At 64.1% G+C, this 17,683-nt stretch carries 17 protein-coding genes and 1 pseudogene; 3 read left to right on the forward strand and 15 right to left on the reverse strand.

Annotated features, from left to right (window positions below; all coding sequences use genetic code 11):
* Genes L2A60_RS09480 through L2A60_RS09490 form a run of 3 tightly spaced genes read right to left on the reverse strand, consistent with a single transcriptional unit; the run spans window position 1 to window position 1,402 of the window.
* Window positions 1-711, reverse strand: coding sequence for a cytochrome c biogenesis protein CcdA (locus L2A60_RS09480; protein ID WP_235704138.1), 711 nt, complete (start codon window positions 709-711; stop codon window positions 1-3).
* On the reverse strand, window positions 708-923 hold the full coding sequence (locus L2A60_RS09485; RefSeq protein WP_013640708.1) for a heavy-metal-associated domain-containing protein: 216 nt from the start codon (window positions 921-923) through the stop codon (window positions 708-710). Before L2A60_RS09485 ends, L2A60_RS09480 begins: the two co-directional genes overlap by 4 nt.
* Window positions 920-1,402 carry a MerR family transcriptional regulator gene (locus tag L2A60_RS09490; protein ID WP_316044766.1) on the reverse strand — a complete coding sequence of 161 codons (483 nt, stop codon included), beginning with the start codon at window positions 1,400-1,402 and terminating at the stop codon, window positions 920-922. Before L2A60_RS09490 ends, L2A60_RS09485 begins: the two co-directional genes overlap by 4 nt.
* A 546-nt stretch (window positions 1,403-1,948) precedes the next feature.
* Between L2A60_RS09490 and L2A60_RS09495 the strand changes: the two genes are divergently transcribed.
* Window positions 1,949-2,395 (forward strand): response regulator, encoded by a 447-nt coding sequence (locus L2A60_RS09495; protein WP_235704188.1) that lies wholly within the window; start codon window positions 1,949-1,951, stop codon window positions 2,393-2,395.
* A 119-nt stretch (window positions 2,396-2,514) separates the two neighbouring features.
* Here the strand turns inward: L2A60_RS09495 and L2A60_RS09500 are convergent, their stop codons facing one another.
* The 3 genes and pseudogenes from L2A60_RS09500 to L2A60_RS09510 form a co-directional block, all read right to left on the reverse strand.
* Window positions 2,515-2,718 (reverse strand): LuxR C-terminal-related transcriptional regulator, encoded by a 204-nt coding sequence (locus L2A60_RS09500; protein WP_235704140.1) that lies wholly within the window; start codon window positions 2,716-2,718, stop codon window positions 2,515-2,517.
* 9 nt (window positions 2,719-2,727) lie between these two features.
* Window positions 2,728-5,631 (reverse strand): response regulator, encoded by a 2,904-nt coding sequence (locus L2A60_RS09505; protein ID WP_329603567.1) that lies wholly within the window; start codon window positions 5,629-5,631, stop codon window positions 2,728-2,730.
* Between the two features lie 94 nt (window positions 5,632-5,725).
* A pseudogene (locus tag L2A60_RS09510) lies at window positions 5,726-6,547 on the reverse strand (chemotaxis protein CheB); the annotation flags it as partial.
* A 24-nt stretch (window positions 6,548-6,571) separates the two neighbouring features.
* Between L2A60_RS09510 and L2A60_RS09515 the strand changes: the two are divergent.
* Window positions 6,572-6,760, forward strand: coding sequence for a hypothetical protein (locus L2A60_RS09515; protein WP_235704141.1), 189 nt, complete (start codon window positions 6,572-6,574; stop codon window positions 6,758-6,760).
* Window positions 6,761-6,824: 64 nt separating this feature from the next.
* On the opposite strand, the gene L2A60_RS09520 is transcribed toward L2A60_RS09515, so the two are convergent.
* Together L2A60_RS09520 and L2A60_RS09525 are read right to left on the reverse strand one after the other, a co-directional pair.
* A complete protein-coding gene (locus L2A60_RS09520) occupies window positions 6,825-8,231 on the reverse strand; it encodes an APC family permease (RefSeq protein ID WP_235704142.1) in 1,407 nt (468 codons plus the stop codon).
* Window positions 8,232-8,292: 61 nt separating this feature from the next.
* Complete coding sequence (locus L2A60_RS09525; RefSeq protein WP_235704143.1) at window positions 8,293-9,396, reverse strand: DmpA family aminopeptidase; 1,104 nt, start codon at window positions 9,394-9,396, stop codon at window positions 8,293-8,295.
* 125 nt (window positions 9,397-9,521) lie between these two features.
* On the opposite strand from L2A60_RS09525, the gene L2A60_RS09530 reads away from it, so the two are divergent.
* The gene (locus L2A60_RS09530; RefSeq protein ID WP_235704144.1) at window positions 9,522-10,316 is read left to right on the forward strand and encodes a helix-turn-helix transcriptional regulator; all 795 of its coding nucleotides are present in this window, start codon (window positions 9,522-9,524) and stop codon (window positions 10,314-10,316) included.
* Window positions 10,317-10,585: 269 nt separating this feature from the next.
* Here L2A60_RS09530 and L2A60_RS09535 read toward each other — a convergent pair whose 3' ends face one another.
* From L2A60_RS09535 to L2A60_RS09565, 7 genes are all read right to left on the reverse strand, one after another.
* Window positions 10,586-11,320, reverse strand: a complete 735-nt coding sequence (locus tag L2A60_RS09535) for an ABC transporter ATP-binding protein (protein ID WP_235704145.1) — start codon at window positions 11,318-11,320, stop codon at window positions 10,586-10,588.
* Window positions 11,321-11,331: 11 nt separating this feature from the next.
* Complete coding sequence (locus tag L2A60_RS09540; protein WP_235704146.1) at window positions 11,332-12,342, reverse strand: taurine ABC transporter substrate-binding protein; 1,011 nt, start codon at window positions 12,340-12,342, stop codon at window positions 11,332-11,334.
* A gap of 15 nt (window positions 12,343-12,357) precedes the next feature.
* On the reverse strand, window positions 12,358-13,116 hold the full coding sequence (locus tag L2A60_RS09545; protein WP_235704147.1) for an ABC transporter permease: 759 nt from the start codon (window positions 13,114-13,116) through the stop codon (window positions 12,358-12,360).
* Between the two features lie 278 nt (window positions 13,117-13,394).
* Window positions 13,395-14,720: an aminotransferase class III-fold pyridoxal phosphate-dependent enzyme gene (locus L2A60_RS09550; protein WP_235704148.1), complete on the reverse strand. Its 1,326-nt coding sequence runs from the start codon at window positions 14,718-14,720 to the stop codon at window positions 13,395-13,397.
* Between the two features lie 136 nt (window positions 14,721-14,856).
* Window positions 14,857-16,431, reverse strand: coding sequence for a heparinase II/III family protein (locus L2A60_RS09555; RefSeq protein ID WP_235704190.1), 1,575 nt, complete (start codon window positions 16,429-16,431; stop codon window positions 14,857-14,859).
* Between the two features lie 17 nt (window positions 16,432-16,448).
* Entirely contained in the window at window positions 16,449-17,120 is a 672-nt protein-coding gene (gene rpe, locus L2A60_RS09560; RefSeq protein WP_235704149.1) for a ribulose-phosphate 3-epimerase, read from the reverse strand.
* A gap of 70 nt (window positions 17,121-17,190) precedes the next feature.
* A complete protein-coding gene (locus L2A60_RS09565) occupies window positions 17,191-17,670 on the reverse strand; it encodes a helix-turn-helix domain-containing protein (RefSeq protein WP_235704150.1) in 480 nt (159 codons plus the stop codon).
* Between the last annotated feature and the right edge of the window lie 13 nt (window positions 17,671-17,683).

Raw genomic sequence — 17,683 nt, forward strand, 5'->3', positions numbered from 1 at the left:
CTATCCTCTCATTCCCGGCATTCCCATTCCGGGCATCGGGTGGCGGATCGAGACGAACAATCCGAACCAGATCGACCAGAGGCCAACGGCAATCAGGACCAGTCCCGTGATGATCGGCATGCGGCGCGACAGGCCGCCCAGCCAATCGATCGCCCGGCGCGCCGGCGCGAACAGCACCGCGACGACGAGCGGCAGCGACAGCACCAGGCCGAACAGCGCGAGCGAAAGAAATCCCACGGCGAGCGGCCTGCCGTCCGCACCACCCGCCGCGACCGTGCCAAGCAGGGCAAGGACAAGAGGCGCCGCGCAGGAAGGAATGTTAAAGCCGAACAGCACGCCCAGGCCGAGCGATCCACGCAGGTTCGACAGACGGGCGAGGCTGGGACCGAGCGCGACCATCAGACGTCCTGTCTGGCCGGTAAGAACAAGTAGGCCGAGAATGGCATAAAGGCTGCCCAGGGCGATCCAGACATCTTTTTGCACACCGAGGAACAGACTTCCCAGGAACGCCGCGAGCATGCCGAACAGGCCGATCGTCACGGCGCGGGTCAGGGCAAACCCGATCGTCTCGACCAGCTTGCGTCGGGCACTCTTGCTTTCGAGAAATCCGACGAACACCAGCGTAGTGCCCAGCGTGCAGGGTTCGACGAAACCCAGCAGACCGAGCCCGATCGGCAGCAGAACGGTCGTGACAGCGACATTCGGCGTCATTGTCGGGCCGTGACCCGGTAGCCTGGGCGTTCGATGGTCGCTGCGAGACGATCTTCCGTGACGATTCCTGGATCATACAAAACGCGAGCCTCGCCGCTTGCGAACGAGACCGAAACCGCCTTCACGCCCGGCTCCTTGTCCAGCAATACCTTGATGGTGCTGGCGCACCCGTCGCAGCGCAGACCCTCGATCCTGAAAATCGTGTTCTTCATCGCGTGTTCTCTTTTTTATGCTTTGTGCAGGACGATTTTCTCGGGTTGGTGTGCTGGCGCCTCCCATTCTCGGCGCACCCGCCGGAGCGAGGCGTCAGGGCGTCCATGATCGAGCACGCCTGTAAGGCGCCTTGGCCGGGGCAGGCCGCAATCAGCCGCTCCAGCGCGGCGCCGATATCCTGGAGCCGCTGGATCTTCCGCCGCACGTCAGCACGTTTCGCTACAGCCTGCTCCCGGACTTCCGAGCAGTCGGTAGCGGGATCGGCCCGCAGGGCCAGCAGTTCGTGGATCTCGCGCAGCGAGAAGCCGAGCTCCTGGGCTTCCTTGATGAACCGGATGCGCCCGACCGTATCGGCGGAATAGCGCCGCGCGCCCGAACCGTCCGGCTTCGGCGGCTGTCGGACCAGATGCTGCCGCTCATAGAAGCGGATCGTCTCGACGCCGACACCCGCCGCCCGCGCGGCCATCCCAATGGTCAAATCTGCTCTCATCTCACCACCTCGTGCCCACTATGGCATCCGTACCATAGTACGGAGTCAAGGGGGGGGGGGAATTCGCAAGGATCGCGCCATGGGAGATTGCGTCTCCCGTTCTCTCTACTAGGCCGGGATTTTACTCCGGCCCCGAAGCGTCCATGCGCCCCGGCGCCGCAGCACGGCAACGTAATAGATCCCGGCGTCGCCCTGCACCGCCCGATACCGGAATGACGCTGGGCGTTCGGCGCTTCGTTCACGTTGTTCTTCTCACGCCGCCGTCGCGGGCTGCCCGACGCTCATGACCGCGTCGAAGAACAGGCGCGAGTGTCCTTCGAGCAAAATATGCTCGAAAATTACCTATCCGAGCCCCGGACACCGTTGCGGTTAATAGGGGTCTTCTCGACCTGCTGAGCAGGCAAGGTATTTTCCGAGTCTATGCCGCTCGACGCACGCCTTCTATGATCCCGTGTTTGATCCAAAACCGTCCGTCTCATCGGCGCGGCCCAAAGTAGCGCCCGTCCAGAACTTGGAGACTCGAGCGTGAGCGAAATGAACGCGCTGCGAATTATGATCGTCGATGACGATGCGATGATCACGTCGCTACTTGCGATGATGCTGACCGATATGGGTCACGAGGTCTGCGCGGTCGAAGGCTCCGAAGAAGGCGCCGTTGCCGCCGCGGCCCGCTGCCGGCCGGACCTGATGATCGTCGATGCGCGGTTGGGCAGAGGCAGCGGCGTCAGTGCGGTCGACGCGATTCTGCGGACTGGACCTGTCGCCTACGTGTTGACCAGCGGCGGCCGTATCCATGCGGCTCAGACTGACGCGGCCATGAGAGCCGCTTCATTCAAGGCCGAACACATGGCTGCACCCGACCAAATGTCATCCCGAAAGAAAGCTCTTGCCAAAACGGCGCCGTCCACACATGTCTTTCCATCGGCTGACGCCGATGGAAAGACAGCGGAGGTAATCCATTTTTCCACAGCACGGCATTGAACAAATGGATTGCTTCCGCCTCGCAAGCTCGCCGTCGCAATGACGATCCAGGCTCAGCTACGGGTTAAAATTCAGGCCGGCTGGTATCATATCAAAAAAACTGACCCGCAAGTGGGCCATCACGGCCTGCCCGTCCCGGGTTCGGCGAACGGCGTGTCGTCTCCGGTCCACGTGGCGGCGAGCGCCAGCCTTGCCAGCGCCGGGAGCGACGCCGCGCCCGTCTTGTCCATGATCGCGGCGCGATGGGCCTCGACCGTGCGCTGGCTGATGCCGAGATCGGCAGCGATGTTTTTGTTCGGATACCCGGCGAGGATCATCTCCATGATCTCGCGCTACCGCGCCGTCAGGCCGGCGATGCGCCGCGCCGCGTCCTCCCGCCAGGCGGAACGTTTGGTCGCGTTGCTCATCTGTTCGAGCGCGTGGTCGATGCTGGCGAGCAGGTCGCCGCTTCCGATCGGTTTTTCGATGAAATCCAGCGCCCCCGCCTTCATCGCCCGAACCGCCGTCGGCACGTCGCTGCTGCCGGTCATCATGATGACCGGCAGCCGATACCCCGCCTCGTGAAGGTGCGCCAGCAGATCGAGCCCGCTCATGCCGGGCAGGTAGGCGTCCAGCAGAAGGCAGACGGCACCGCCCGAATGGTAGGCATCGAGGAACGCTTCGCAACTGGCATAGGTTTTGACGGTCCTGCCCTCGCGTTCGAGAGCCGCGCGAAGTGCCTCACGGACGCCGGGGTTATCGTCCACGATACAGATGGGTGGGGCTGATCCGGCACCGGCCGCCACGGGTGGCGATTGTGGTGCCGGCCGCGGCGCGGCGAGCAGACGCTGGATGGCGCTGGTCAGTGCGGTCAGTCGCACCGGCTTGTGGAGCGCCACGCAGTCCTCGCCGGCAATGTTGCGCAGGGCGTCGGTCGAGATATCGCCGGTCAGGAGAATTGCCGGCACCGGGCGGCGCAGCCGCTGCCGCAGCGTGGCCGCAAGCTGCAAGCCGTTGACGTTGCCGGGCAGGTTGTAGTCGGTGAGGATGAGGTCCGGCTGGAGCCGTTCGCGCGCCACCAGGGCGAGGGCGGCAGCGCCGTCTCGCGCGGCCGCCGTACGGTGTCCAGCCTCGGTGAGAAACAGGTCGAGCAGGGAGCGAATCTTGGGATCGTCCTCGACGATCAGGATCGTGCCGGTGTGGCTGTCCGATGCGGCGATATCTCCCGCTTTCTGCCGGCGCGCGTGTTGCGGTAGCGTCTCGTACGGCGGCAATGCGACCTCGATGGCGAAGACCGAGCCTTTGCCGGGGCGGGACCGCACCTGTACCCGATGTCCCAGCAGGTCCGCCAGCCGCTGCACGATCGACAAACCAAGGCCGAGACCCCGGCTGTATTCCCGCGCCGCATTGTCGATCTGGTGGTATTCCTGGAAAATCGCCGAGAGTTCGGCTTCGGGAATGCCGATACCCGCGTCCCAGATCTCGATACGCAGCGTTCCGCCGTGCCGGCGGCACCCGAGCAGGATTTTACCGTGCCTGGTATATTTCAGCGCGTTCGACAGCAGGTTGCGGACCATCTGTTCAAGCAGATGCGGATCGCTTCGGATCGAAAGACCGCACGGCACCACGCGCAGAGTCAGCCCTTGCGCCTTCGCCAGATAGGCGAACTCGTCGTCCAGCCGTCCGAGCAGACCGCCGATCGGGAAATCGACCAGGTCGGCATGCACGGCGCCCGCCTCGATCTGGTTGATATCGAGCAGGGTGTTCAACATGCTCAGCATCGCGTCCAGGGTCTGGCCCAGCTTTGTGGTAAGGTCCCGCGGAATGTCGCCCTGCCCCTGTTTCTCCAGCATGCCCTGGATCAGAACCAGGGTCTGCAGCGGCTGGCGCAGATCATGGCTGGCGGCGGCGAGAAATCGCGACTTCGCGCGATTGGCGAGTTCGGCTTGGTGCTTGGCCGCCGCCAGCGCATCCGCCACATGCCGGCGCTCGGTAATATCGGTGAAGGTGATCACCACGCCCCCCACCCCGCCATCATGGGTGCGATACGGCAATATCCGGCGGTTGAACCACGCGCCTTGCCGCGCCTCGATCTCGCGCTCGATCGGCGTCAGGCTGTCCAGCACGGAAGTCGCGTCGCCCAGAAGGGTATTGTCGTTGGTGAGCGATCGCAGATCGGCCAGCTTGCGCCCGATATCGCCTGGGATCACGTTGAACAGCGCCTTCGTGGCAGGGGTGAAGAAGCGGATGTTCAGATCGCGATCGAGAAACAGGGTCGCGATGTCCGTGCTGTAGAGCACGTTCTGCAGATCGTCCGAAATGATGCGCTGGCGTTCCAGGGTTTCCTGCAACTGGCCGTTGAGCGCGGTCAGTTCCTCGTTGAGCGACTGCAACTCCTCCTTCGAGGTCAGCAATTCCTCATTGGTGGACTGGAATTCCTCGTTGGCGGACAACGCCTCTTCGTGGATGGCCTTCTGGTCCTGCGAGGCGAGTTCCAGATTGCGGATCGCGCCGCGAAGCTCGGCCTGGGTCGCGGCCAGTTCATGTTCCAACTCGGCGACGCGCGGATCGGCGGACGATCCGGGGGGCGCGGTTTTCTCGCGTGCCCGCGCCGGCGCCTCGACGAAGCAGACCAGAAATAGTGGCTCACCCTCGTTCGGCACCGGCTGCACATCGATGTCGAACGCCACCTTGCTGCCGTTCGCCGCGAAACTGCCTCCGGCGATGACGATGCGGGCATTGTGTTCCATCGCCCGGTGGATTGCCGAGCGTAGCTTGGTGCGCATGCCCTGCCCCGTCATCGCCAGCAGATCATGGGAGGGATGGCCGGGTGCGATCCGCAGATAGCGGTCGATCGGGCCCAGCGAATACAGGGTTTCATTCTTTTGGTTGATCAGCACCGCCGCGGGTGCGTGGGTTTCCAGCACCAGGCGCCGGCACAATTCGGCGAAGCCGGCCTGGCGGGTCGGCGAGCGTTCCTGTGCCTGTCCATGTCCGTGGCCCGGCTGGGTCAGCGCGCGTGCGCCAGGGCCGAAGCCGATCGAAAAATCGATCTCGCCCGGCCGCCTGCGCCCGACATGCCGATACAGCCGCTCCGGCTTCGAAATCACCTCGAACCGCTGGTCGGCGCCGTTGATCGTTTCCGAACGGCCGAGCAGAAGGACCCCGCCTTCGCGCAGCCCGAAATGGAACATCGAAATCACCTTCGCCTGTGCTTCCGGGCGCAGATAGATCAGCAGGTTGCGGCACGATATCAGATCGAGGCGCGAAAACGGCGGGGTCGCGGAAAAAACTGGTGACGTTGATCAGCAAGTCGCGGGCCAGCAGATCGAGTTCGGTCTTGTCGGTCTGCAATCGCTGGAGGTAGCGCCCGCTGTCGGCGGGCTTGATCGCCGCCAGGGCCATCCGCCGCTCGATCCTGCGCTGCAGCGTGCCCGGCTTGTAGAGGGTAAAATCATGCGCCGTCCTGCTGCGCAGAAGTCCGATGATGTCGGCAAGCCAGGGCGCCGGCGCGGCGTGCGGCTGTGCCTTCGGGGCCGACTCACCTTCCGGCTCGCTTGGCGGGACGGGATGGGTGCGCAGCCGGGCCAGCGCCGCGGGAATTTTCGCCACCGCGAGCACCTGATCGACCACGCCGGCGGTGATGGCGCTTCGCGGCATGCCGTCATAGGCGGCTTCCTCGGGGGCCTGCGCGATGACCCGCCCACCCTTCATCCGTATTTGCTTGGCCCCGGCGCAGCCATCGCTGCCGGTTCCCGACAGGATGACGCATACCGCGCGGGCGCCGTATGCATCCGCCATCGATTGCAGCAGATGGTCGAACGGCAACCGTGCCCCATGGCGCGCCTGCGGGCGTGACAGATGCACCACGCCGCCACCGACCGTCAGATAAGCGCCGGGCGGAATCACGTAAAGCTTGTCTGGTTCGACCGCCATGCCGTCGGTCGCCTGACGCACCTGCATCGCGGTATGGCTGGCCAGGAGCTCGACCAGCATGCTCTCATGGGTGGGGTCGAGATGCTGGACCAGAATCAACGCCATGCCGTGACCGGCGGGCAGTGCGTCGAGCAGTTTGCGGCACGCATCCAGGCCGCCGGCCGACGCCCCGATGCCGACCACGGGGAAGCCGGCGTCGTCTCGCCCGCCTTCAGGTGTGCTGGCCGACGCGATCATGACGAAGCTATCCGAGTTTAGAACATGAAGGCATTCGACATCAAAATAATCGCTTTCGACAAGAAAATTAATCGATATGACGATTATGGCGGCGAAGCAAACCGAAACGGCGCCGGTTACCGGGGGCTGGCACACCCATCGCGCCGCAGACCCTCGATTCTGAAAATCGCATTCTTCGAGCCCCGCCGCGGCGAAGCGCCCGTGCGTCCATGATCGAGCATGCCGACAGCCGCCCTGTTCAGAGCGGCTGTCTCATCTATCTACGTCAGCCCCATATTTATTCGGGCCCCCGCAGCGTCCAAGCGCCGCGGCGGCGCAGCACGGCCAGGTAATAGATTCCGGCGGCGACCGCGATGCCGATCGTGGTCAGCAGGCTCGGCCGCCCGATCACCGGGTCGAGATAATTGGCATAGATCACGTAGCCCAGCACCAGCAGCGCCGCGACGGGAGCGAGCGGGAAGAACGGCATTTTATAATGGGCGTGCGCCGTGCTGCCGCGCATCCGTCCGAGGATCGCCGCGATGCAGAGCGATCCATAGACGAAGATGATCCCGGTGCCGGTGACGACGAACAGGACGTTCTCGTTCACGAAGCACGCCGCCACCGAAAAACCGCCGCAGATCAGCGTCGCGATCCAGGGCGAATGGAATTTCAGGTGGATTTTGCTCAGGGCGCGGTCGATGGCCGGCGCCCACACCGAATCGCGGCCGGTGCTGAACAGGATACGCGCGGATTGCAGCGTGGTGGCGATGACCGCGTTGAAAATCGCCAGGGCAACGCCAAGGCTGATGATGGTATTGATCTCGCTGCCGCCCCTGCTGACGATGAAATCCCCGAACATGTTCGATGAGCCAAGCAGCGCCTTGAGGTCGGGCGCACCCAGAAGAACCGCGGTCAGCGGCACCAGCTCCGCGAGAACGGTGATGACGAGCGCCCAGAGGATCGCACGGGCGATGTGCCGTGGCGCATCGTGGGTTTCCTCGCCGAAATACACCGCGGACCCGTAGCCGTTATAAGCGAAGATCGCGATCGAGGTTGCCATGCCGATGCTGGCGAGCGGCGCTGCGATCAGATGCCCATGGCTCAACAGCACAGGATGCGTGATGAGGCTGGCGAGCGGCCGGCTGACATGCAGGAATCCCAGCACGACCAGAACGATCAGCGCCAATATTTCCAGCAGCAGGAACAGTCCGGTAATCACCGCGTTGGTGCGGATATTCAGAATCGCGATGATTGTGGTCGAAACAATGGTGGCAACGGCGGTCCAGACCACCGACAGATGGGGAAACAGAACGCTCAGATAGGTGCTGACGCCGAGCGCCAGAACCGCCGGAATCAAAATGCTGCCGACGAGCAGGATACCCAGAACGATGAAGCCGGCGAACGGGCCGACCACCCGTCCGACGATCGCATACTCGCCGCCCGTCAACGGAAACGCCGAAGACAGCTCGGCGTAAACAAGAGCCATGAAAACCCCGACAATCGCGGCGAGAACCATGCTCAGAAACGCGCCGGAACCGCTCGTCTGCATGATGCCCGGCACGATGATGAAGACAGAGGATGCCGGGGTCACCGAAGACAGGGTGATGAACAGCACCCCCAGAACCTTCATGCCGCGCTTCAGGTTTCCAGCAGGCACCCATGCGGGTGCATCCTTGTCGATCGCGTCTTCGATCAAAGCCATTTTTACCTCCCGTTGGATAGTCTTTTAGTCTTTTATCTGTCGTCCGTTCTAACGGTTCGTTTCAATGCGCCCCGGCCGTCGGACCGCGCTGCATCAAGACACACGAAGCCAATCGATCGGGATCGATCGCGTGCACCACGCGCCCGTCTTTTCCAGTCATGGTTTCGGCGGCGAGCAGCGCATTGAGAATCGCTTCATCGACGCTCTCGACCGTCGCGATGAAAAGCCCGTCCAGATCGTCATTGGCGATCGCATCGAACCGCAGCAGCGCCGGCTCCGGCACTTCGCCGGGATCGTTCGCCGTCGAAAAGGCGATGAATATATCGCCGGAATTGTTGCCGGACGGCGTGCCGCCGCGGCCGATCCCCAATGAGGCGCGTCGCGCCAGACGCTGGAGCTGCGTCGGCAGCAGCGGCGCATCCGTCGCGATCGCGACGATGATGGAGCCGCGTTCGGCGGACCAGAAACTGTTCTCCGGCAGCATCTCCCCGACCGGCACGCCACAAACGTTGAGCCAGGGCCGCAATCCGTGATTCGCCTGCACCAGCACGCCGAGCCGGTAGGTCCCTGCCCTGGTCGTCACGACCCGCGACGCCGTGCCGGTACCCGCCTTGAACTCGTACGCGATCATTCCGGTGCCGCCGCCGACATTGCCTTCCGCCACCGGCCCGGATGCCGCCGTATCGATCGCCCGGAGCACATGCTCCTCGCGCAGATGAAGCCCGGCGATATCGTTCAGCCATCCGTCGAAGGTCTCGCCGACGACCGGCAGCGGCCAATGGGTATTGCCGACTTTCTCGGGAAAATGCCGCACGAGCCAGCGCAGCGTGGCATGGTGCGCGATGCCGAGCGAAAACGTATTGGTGATGGTGATCGGCCCGGTGAACCACCCGGCCTCCTTGATCCAATGGCAGCCGGTCAGTTCCCCGTTGCCGTTCATGGCGAAAGTCCCGGCCCAGACCGGATGCAAAAGCGCGTCGCGCTGGCGCGGCAAGATCGCGGTCACGCCGGTCCTGATACCGGCATCGTCGTTGATCAGCGTGGTGAAGCCGACGGAAACGCCGGGAATGTCGGTAATGGCATTCAACCGTCCGGGTGTGCCCGGCAGCGGCAAACCGATGTCCCGTGCGCGCCGGCACGGGGCGGGAGATAATAAACTTGACATGCCTTCTTTTCAGTCCTCGCTTTTGTCATTACTTCCAGCAAGCTTGGCACTTTGACGATGCGCAATGATATTCCCAAAAAGAGGTATCGCGCGATCGCCCTTATACCTATTGGAGGGTATAATCGATGATGCTGCCGGTGACGGATTTGGCGTTTCACCAACGCCTGGGACATCTCGTGGAGCGTCTCGACTCCGGCCAGTTCTGGCCGTCCCTCGCGACCTTCCTGCGCAAGCTGGTCCCGTTCGATTCCTGGGTTGCCGTGATCTTCCGCGGCGGCTACCCGCCGATCGTGCTTTACGAAGGCGGCGCGGACGAGACCGAGGATACGCTATTCATCGAGTACGTGAACAGCCTCTATGTCCTCGACCCGTTCTATCAGTTTTCCCTGACCCGGTTCACGCCCGGATTGTTCCGAATCGACGATGTCGCGCCGGAACATTTCCGGGAGACCGAGTATTTTCGCCATTATTTCGTCCATAATGTCGTCGCCGACGAGATCCAGTTTCTGCTTCCCTTGCCCGATCTCGGCGTTTTGTCGCTCTCCCTCGGCGGCCAGGCGCGATTTACCGATGCCGAAATCGGCGCGCTGTGCCTCTACACGCCATGGCTGCTGCCGCTGATGCGCCAGGCCACATACGCCGACGGCAACGGCGCGCTGAAATCCTCAAGATTGCAGAACGATCCCGACCAGCTCGTCCGCCTGGAGGATTGGCTGCGCGAGAAAGCCAGGCCGCCGCTGACCGACCGGGAGGTTCAGACCACCCTGCTCATTCTCGGCGGGCATTCGGCAAAAAGCATTGCCGGCCAGATGGGAATTTCCCCGGAAACGGTAAAAATCCACAAGCGCAATCTCTACCGGAAACTGGGCGTATCGTCTCAGGGCGGCATCTTCGCCCAGTTCATCAAGCGATTGGCATAGACCACGGCTTATACCAACCGCCGTAGCCTACGACTCACGACTGACGCTAACTCGTCATTGCGACACCGAGCGTCACGCGAAGGCGTGCATTCGCGTGACGCGAGGGGGAAGCAATCGATTTTTCCATGCACAGCACTGCAACAAAATGGATTACCTCCGCGTCGTTCCAGCAATCCCTTGGATTGCCGGAACCTTCGACGCTCCGCCACGCCGGCTGCGCCGGCTCGCAATGACGGGGGGGGATGGGTCATTGTCCAGGCCGGTTGGCTTTACGCCGCGAGAATCGCCATCGCCTGCCGCTTGAGATCGAGAAATTCCGGGTCGAGCGTCATGTCCCAATGGCGCGGGCGCGCCAGCGGCACAACCCGTTCCAGGGCCACCCTGCCCGGCCGCGCGCTCATCACGATCAGCCGGTCGCCGAGCAGGATGGCTTCGTCGATGTCGTGCGTGATGAACACCACGGTCGCGCGAATCCGCTCCCACAGCCCGAGCAGGAATTGCTGCATGGTATGCCGGGTCTGGGCATCGAGCGCGCCGAACGGTTCGTCCATCAGCAAAACCCGTGGCCGCATCACCAGCGCGCGCGCGATGGCGACGCGCTGCTGCATTCCCCCCGAAAGTTCGTAGGTGCGATGGTTCTCGAATCCTTTCAGGCCCATGACCTCGATCAGCTCATCGACCCGCGCCCAATCGATCGATCGCGCGGACTTCATGCGCAGGCCGAAGGCGATATTGTCGCGCAGCGACAGCCACGGATAGAGCCCCGCCTGCTGAAACACCACCACGCGATCCGGCCCCGGCCTGGTGACATTCGAACCGTCCAGCGTCAGCCGGCCGGCACTGGGCGGCGTCAATCCCGCCAGCATGTTCAGCAGCGTCGATTTGCCGCATCCCGAAGAGCCGAGAATGGTCACGAAGGTGGCATCCTCGATCGTCAGCGACACATCGTCGAGCACGCGCAACGGGCCGAAATCCTTGCAGACGCGATCAACCAGAATTGGCATCGGCGCCGCCCCTACTGCGCCGCCGCGGCGAAGCGCGGCTCGACCGCTTCGGCCGGGTTTTTCGGCAGAGACGTGATCCGGCCGATCTTCAGCAGGACCTTGGCGGTATTCTCAAGCGTCTTGGTCGTGGCCGAATTAGCAACATTGCTGCCGGAGCCGAGCACATTCTGGGTCGTCTGATCCTTGGCGGAGAAAATCTGATATCCCGCCAGCTCGGATTTCGCGACCGGCAGGGTAACGCCCGCGGCTTTCGCCATGATCGCCAGCGCCTTCTTGGGATGCTGCTTCGTATAGGTCACGCCCTGATCGAGCGCGCGAACGAAATCGGTGGCCAGCTTCGGATGTGCCGCAACCCATTTGGTGTCGGCGATGCAGATATTGTAGGATGAGGCATCGGGCGGCAACTCGGCATCGGTCTTGAGCACGCGCCCGCCGAGCCCGCGCAGCGCGTCGAAAACCGGGTCCCAGACGATCGCGGCATCGATGCTTTTGGTGGTCCAGGCGACGCGCATTTCCGGCGGCGACATGTTGAGCTGGCGCACGCTGCCGAACGGCACACCGGCTTCGGCCAGAAACGTCGCCAGTTCGAACGAGGATTGCGAGCCCTCGGCGATCGCGATCTTCCTGCCCTTCAGATCGGCGACAGTCTTGATCCCCTTTCCCGGCCGCACGACGATTCCCGCCGCCGTCGTATAGCGCTCCTGATTGAACACGATGGCGAGCGGCAGGCCCTGCGAAATTCCCGCGACGAACGGCGGCACGCCGAGCCCGCACATGAATTGCAGGCTGTTCGACGCCAGGGCGCTCATCGCCGCCGGGCCGGACGCGAAGAATTTCAATGTCACGTTTGCCGGAATCGTCTTCTGGAACAGGCCGAGCGACTGGGTCACCATGTAGGGATCGGCGCCGTTATTCTCATAACCGATGACCACGCGCGGTTTCGCCGCATAGGCGGCTCCCAACCCGCCGATCATTGTCGCCGCCGTCAGGCTTGCAAGGAGAATTTTACGCGATGCCGTCATGATGATCTCCTATTGTTACGCGTGACCACGCCACGGAACGGCGCGGCGCTCGAAAACCCGGATCAGCAGTTCCATCGCATAGCCGATGACGCCGATGACGATGATCCCGACGATGACGATCGAAACCTGCAATGCCTGTCCGGCATATTGCACGAGCCACCCGAGCCCCTGATCCGCCGCGATCAGCTCGGCGGCGACCAGGCAGGTCCAGGCAACGCCGATACCGACGCGCATGGCGGTGAAAATCTCGGGCAAGGCGGAAGGCAGAATCACATAGCGAAAGATCTGGCTTTCCGAGGCGCCGAGCGTGCGCGCGACGGAAAGCCGCAACGACGGCGTGCCCCTGACGCCCGAGATCGTGCCGATGATGATGACCGGAACCGTGCCGATCAGAATCAGGAGAATCTTCGGCAGTTCGCCGATGCCGAACCAGACCACCAGAAGCGGAATATAGGCGAGCGGCGGCACCGGGCGAACGAATTGCAGGAACGGATCGATGATTCGAAAGATCAGATCGCTCCGCGCCATCAGCAGTCCGGTCGGCACGCCGAGCACGATCGCCCCGATAAAGCCGATCGCGATGCGCACCGAACTGATCCAGATGTCGTCGAGCAGAGAATGGCCGCCATAGCCCTGCACCAGCAGCAGCACGAGCGCGTGCCAGACCGCGACCGGCGACGGCAGGGCGACCGGTGGGAAAATATGCAGAACCGAAACAAGTTCCCACAGGACAAGGGCCACGCACAACGCCGTCGCCGTCGCGAACCGGGACACGTGCCGCCACCGCAGGGGGAACTGCGCAACCGGCGGGGGGCGATCAGCTCCGAGTGCCGGAGCCGGAGCCTCGGGCAATGCGTCGGCCGGCGCCGTGTTTTCCTGAACGATTATCTCTTCCTGCAACGCACCCTTCCTCCTCGTGTCCTGCTCCTGAAGTTCCCTGCATGAACTTCAGGGATAAGCAGGCCACTCATTTATCGATTCTCGTGCCGGGGTTTTTTCGGATTGTTCTATTCTTCTGAAATCATCTCCCGAAACCCGGCCAAACGCTCATCCTACGCCGCGGCGCGCTGTTCGGCCGCAAGAACATCATGCAGAATATCGCGCATCTGATCGATCTCGCCGCCATTAACCGTGAACGGCGGCGCGAGAATGATCGTATCTCCGGTGATCTTCACATGAAGCCCGGCATCGAACAAGCGCTTTTGCATCATATAGCCACCCGCGCCCGGCCCGGTGCCTGCCGCGAGATCGATCCCGGCGAGCATTCCATACCCACGGATATCGGTGACAGAAGGCAGATCGCGCAGCCCGGCGACCGTGTCGAGAAAATAGGCCGACATCTGCGCCGCCCGCTCGAACAGATTCTCTTCCTCGTAGATGTCGAGGGCCGCCAGCGCCGCGGCGCACGCGGCCGGATGCGCGGAAGCGGTATAGCCGTGCATGAACTCGATCGCGTTTTCCGGCGCCGCCGCCATGATCGTGTCCTGGATATTCTGCCGCACCGCGACCGCTCCCATCGGCAGCGCCCCGTTGGTGAGCGCCTTGGCCATGGTGATGATATCGGGCGTCACGCCGAAGCTCTGCGCGCCGAACGCCTTGCCGGTGCGGCCGAAGCCGCAGATGACTTCGTCGAAGACGAGCAGAATACCATGCCGGTCGCAGATCGCGCGCAGCCTCTGGAGATAGCCGCGCGGCGGCACCAGAACGCCGGTCGATCCGGCGATCGGCTCGACCACGCAGGCCGCGATGCTGTCGGCGCCATAGGTATCGACCATGCGCTGCAGATCGTCGGCAAGCTCGGCGCCCTGGGCGGGCTCGCCCAACACGAACCGATGTTCCGGCAGCCCGGTGTGGCGCATATGGACGATGCCCGGCAGCCCCGTGCCGAAGCCGAGACGGTTGCGCACCATGCCCGCGAGCGACAGGCCACCGAAGTTCATGCCGTGATACGCGCGCTCCCGCGAGACGAACATCTTGCGGTCGCCGTCGCCCCGCGCCGCGTGGTAGGCAAGACAGATCTTCATCGCGGTATCGACCGATTCCGACCCCGAATTGACGAAGAAGATCCGGTCGATCCCCGGCGGCAGCATCGCGGCAAGCCGGTCGGCCAGCCGGAACGAGGGCTCATGGCCGCGGGTGAAGCTCGAAATGTAATCGAGTTCGATCATCTGCCGATGCACCGCGTCGGCGATGCGCTTGCGCCCGTGGCCGGCGGGGGTGGTGAACAGGCCGGAGCTGCCGTCGAGAATCTTCCGCCCGTCCGCGCCGGTCAGCCAGATTCCTTCGGCGCCGTAGACCATTTTCGGGTCGGCCTTGAAGTCGCGATTGTTGGTAAACGGCATCCAATGATGCTGGAGCGACAGGTCGGAGCTTGACATCTCATGATCCCTCAGCCGGTGAACCGGAGAGCGATGTCTCCGGTTTCGTTCAGATGAAATCATTGTTTATCGGCGGGATGTCCGGCCAGACAATCACAAATCATGGTGCCAGTTTGTCGCTGGCCTCAACCTATCCTCAGCCCATCTTGGTGATCGCCCATTTGACCTGTTGCGGTCCGTCTGGCTGGCCGGTGAGCACGATCTGTTCGGCGCGGCGCGGTTCGGTGCCGCCGAAATAGATGCTCTCCTCCACGCTGAGCACCGCACCGCCGGCACGCAGCCGCCATCCCTGGCCGGAGGGCAGGCGCAGCAGCGCGGCCTCGCCGTCCTGCTGCAGGCTGGCGGTGACGTTGGGGTGCAGATGGAAACGCAGCGTGAAGGGCTGCGGTTCGTCAGCCTCGATACTGTCCTCGCCGCGCAAATCCTCGCCGCTTTCGGCGAGGTACAGGCGGCGGCGATGGACCGCGCCAAACAGTTTCTTCCAGCCGTCGTGGCTGGCTTCCAGCCAGTGTGCGCCATTGGCCTCCTGGCGCTGCAGCTCGACCGCGACCGGCCGGCGGCCGAGGCCGTCAGGCCTGATCTCGGCCGAGGAAACATCGGCGATCACCATGGTCGAGTGGGCAGCGGTGGCGCGCAGCGCGTCGCGCCAATCGGTGGCGGAAGCCGGCGCCGCACCGCAATTGACGATCAGCCGTTCCCGCCCGGCGGAAAACTCGAAGGACAGCGTGCCGGCATGGGCGTTGCGGTCGAGCCCGGCGGCGGGCGGCGGGCCGGCATCGACGATCGCGACGCTTTTGCCGGCGGCCAGCCGGTGAAAACCGGGATAGGCGAGCGACGCGGTGCTGCGCCCGGTCCGTCCCGCCTGGCTCAGCACGAGGTCGATCAGATTGGGCCAGTCCTCGCGCGTGCCGTTGAACAGCGCGAGCCCGCCATCGCCATGGCGCAGCGCGCGCAGCGCGACCGCCATGCGCTCGATCGCCCCCGGCAGCTGCGCAGGCTGTTCGGCGCGCGCGACCTGAAGCAGCGCGCGGATTTCGGTCAGATCCTGCAAGGCGGCGAGATGCGCCGCCGGGCTGCGCTCGACATGCGCGCCGTCCGGCAGGATCTGGCGCTCGATCTCGGGCGCCAGAAAGCGCAGCGCGCGCGGCAGGAACGCCGCGTGTTCGGGTAGCGCGACCGAGGCGGCGATCAATCCCTTGATCGCGGTAAACGCCCTGCCGTCGCGCACCTCGGCGGGCAGCGAAGCGGCAAGAAGGCGCGCATCGGCGACCAGTTTCGCCATCAGCATCTGACGGAAATCGTCATCGGCGGAAGCGGCGAAGAAATCGTAATGGCCGAGCCACGCGGCGAGCCGCGCGCCGGTCACCGGCGGGCTGGCGGCCAGGGACGGCAGCGCCTCGGTATCGATCCAGTCTTCGATCAGCGCCCGCGCCCGGCTCCGCGCGGCATCGGTGCCCAGGGCCCGCAAATCGCGCAGCCAGGAAAATTCGTGGATATGAGCGAGCATCGGCGCCGACGCGTCGCCGGAGGTGAACCCGCCCGGCCGCAGCGGCCTGACCACGCCGAGATATTCGATCTCGCCCTTGATGATTCGCGCGCCACGCGCCGGCTCGCCGGGCCAGGGGTCGCGCACCGGCAGCGAGGGCGCATCCGGCACGCTGGCGCCGCGCAGGGAAGCGAGTTTCGCCATCCATTGCCGCGCGCCGCGCATTACCGGGCCGCGCTCGGTCACGATCCCGGCTTCAGCGCCGCGATCGCCACGGCGTAATCCGGCTTGCCGAAAATCGAGCTGCCGGCGATCAGCACGTCCGCCCCGGCTTCGATCGCCGCCGGCGCGGTCGCCTTGTCGATCCCGCCATCGACCTCGATGCGAATCTCCCGCCCGCTCGCCGTCGCCATGCGGCGCAGTTCGGCGATTTTCGGCAACTGGCTGTCGAGAAAGCGCTGGCCGCCGAATCCCGGATTGACCGTCATGACATTGATGATGTCGACCAGATCGAGCACATGCGCGACCGCATCCGCCGGGGTCGCCGGGTTGAGCGCAACCCCGGCCCGCTTGCCCAGCCCGCGAATCGTCTGCAGCGAACGGTGCAGATGCGGCCCGGCCTCGGCATGGACGGTGATGTGATCCGCTCCGGCCTCCGCGAACTCGGCGAGATACGGGTCGGCCGGCGCGATCATCAGATGCACGTCGAACGGCAGATTGCTCCGCTTGCGCAGCGCCCTCAGAACCAGCGCGCCGAAGCTGATATTCGGCACGAAATGCCCGTCCATCACGTCGAGATGCAGCCAGTCCGCGCCGGATCGTTCCACCGCGGCGACCTCGTCGGCAAGCCGGCCGAAATCGGCGGCGAGCAGGCTGGGTGCGATGACAAGCGGCGATCCGGGCGTTGCTTTCATCCTTCCACGTTTAGCCAACAGCGCCGCGACTTCACAAGCGCCGCGCGAAGGCCAGGCGCCCGATCGGCCATCATTCGGTGGGAAACGGGTCCGCCGGCGCCAGGGATTTGATCAGCTCGAACATCCGCTTGCGCACCGTCGGCTCGCTGATCCGGTAATAGGCGCGCACCAGTTCGAGGGTTTCGCGCTTGGTCAACTGATCGTCGAGCCCGACGCCGAACGGCTCCTGCGCCTCGGCAAAACCATGGCTGCGCCCACGCGGGCCGGACATCGGCGTTTCGTTCATCCCTTCGGGCATGTCGTCGAAGAAGAAGCTGATCGGCACGTCCAGCACCCGCGAAATGTCGAACAGGCGCGAGGCTCCCACCCGGTTCACCCCGCGCTCGTATTTCTGCACCTGCTGAAACGTCAGCCCCAGCGCGTCGCCCAGTTTCTCCTGCGACATCCCGAGCAGAGTGCGGCGCAGCCGGATGCGCGAGCCAACATGAACATCGATCGGGCTCGGCCTGCCGTCCCGATCCGTGCGATCCATCATCTCATTTGCGATCATCGACGCCTCCGGC

This window comes from Acidiphilium iwatense, assembly GCF_021556475.1.
Classification (GTDB): Bacteria; Pseudomonadota; Alphaproteobacteria; order Acetobacterales; family Acetobacteraceae; genus Acidiphilium; species Acidiphilium iwatense.

Bases quoted from the DNA above. Each gene is read 5' to 3' on its own strand.
- L2A60_RS09480 (WP_235704138.1), bottom strand. From the start codon at position 711: ATGACGCCGAATGTCGCTGTCACGACCGTTCTGCTGCCGATCGGGCTC.
- L2A60_RS09485 (WP_013640708.1), bottom strand. From the start codon at position 923: ATGAAGAACACGATTTTCAGGATCGAGGGTCTGCGCTGCGACGGGTGC.
- L2A60_RS09495 (WP_235704188.1), top strand. From the start codon at position 1,949: ATGAACGCGCTGCGAATTATGATCGTCGATGACGATGCGATGATCACG.
- L2A60_RS09500 (WP_235704140.1), bottom strand. From the start codon at position 2,718: ATGGAGATGATCCTCGCCGGGTATCCGAACAAAAACATCGCTGCCGAT.
- L2A60_RS09515 (WP_235704141.1), top strand. From the start codon at position 6,572: ATGAAGGCATTCGACATCAAAATAATCGCTTTCGACAAGAAAATTAAT.
- L2A60_RS09520 (WP_235704142.1), bottom strand. From the start codon at position 8,231: ATGGCTTTGATCGAAGACGCGATCGACAAGGATGCACCCGCATGGGTG.
- L2A60_RS09525 (WP_235704143.1), bottom strand. From the start codon at position 9,396: ATGTCAAGTTTATTATCTCCCGCCCCGTGCCGGCGCGCACGGGACATC.
- L2A60_RS09530 (WP_235704144.1), top strand. From the start codon at position 9,522: ATGATGCTGCCGGTGACGGATTTGGCGTTTCACCAACGCCTGGGACAT.
- L2A60_RS09535 (WP_235704145.1), bottom strand. From the start codon at position 11,320: ATGCCAATTCTGGTTGATCGCGTCTGCAAGGATTTCGGCCCGTTGCGC.
- L2A60_RS09540 (WP_235704146.1), bottom strand. From the start codon at position 12,342: ATGACGGCATCGCGTAAAATTCTCCTTGCAAGCCTGACGGCGGCGACA.
- L2A60_RS09550 (WP_235704148.1), bottom strand. From the start codon at position 14,720: ATGTCAAGCTCCGACCTGTCGCTCCAGCATCATTGGATGCCGTTTACC.
- L2A60_RS09555 (WP_235704190.1), bottom strand. From the start codon at position 16,431: ATGCGCGGCGCGCGGCAATGGATGGCGAAACTCGCTTCCCTGCGCGGC.
- rpe (WP_235704149.1), bottom strand. From the start codon at position 17,120: ATGAAAGCAACGCCCGGATCGCCGCTTGTCATCGCACCCAGCCTGCTC.
- L2A60_RS09565 (WP_235704150.1), bottom strand. From the start codon at position 17,670: ATGATCGCAAATGAGATGATGGATCGCACGGATCGGGACGGCAGGCCG.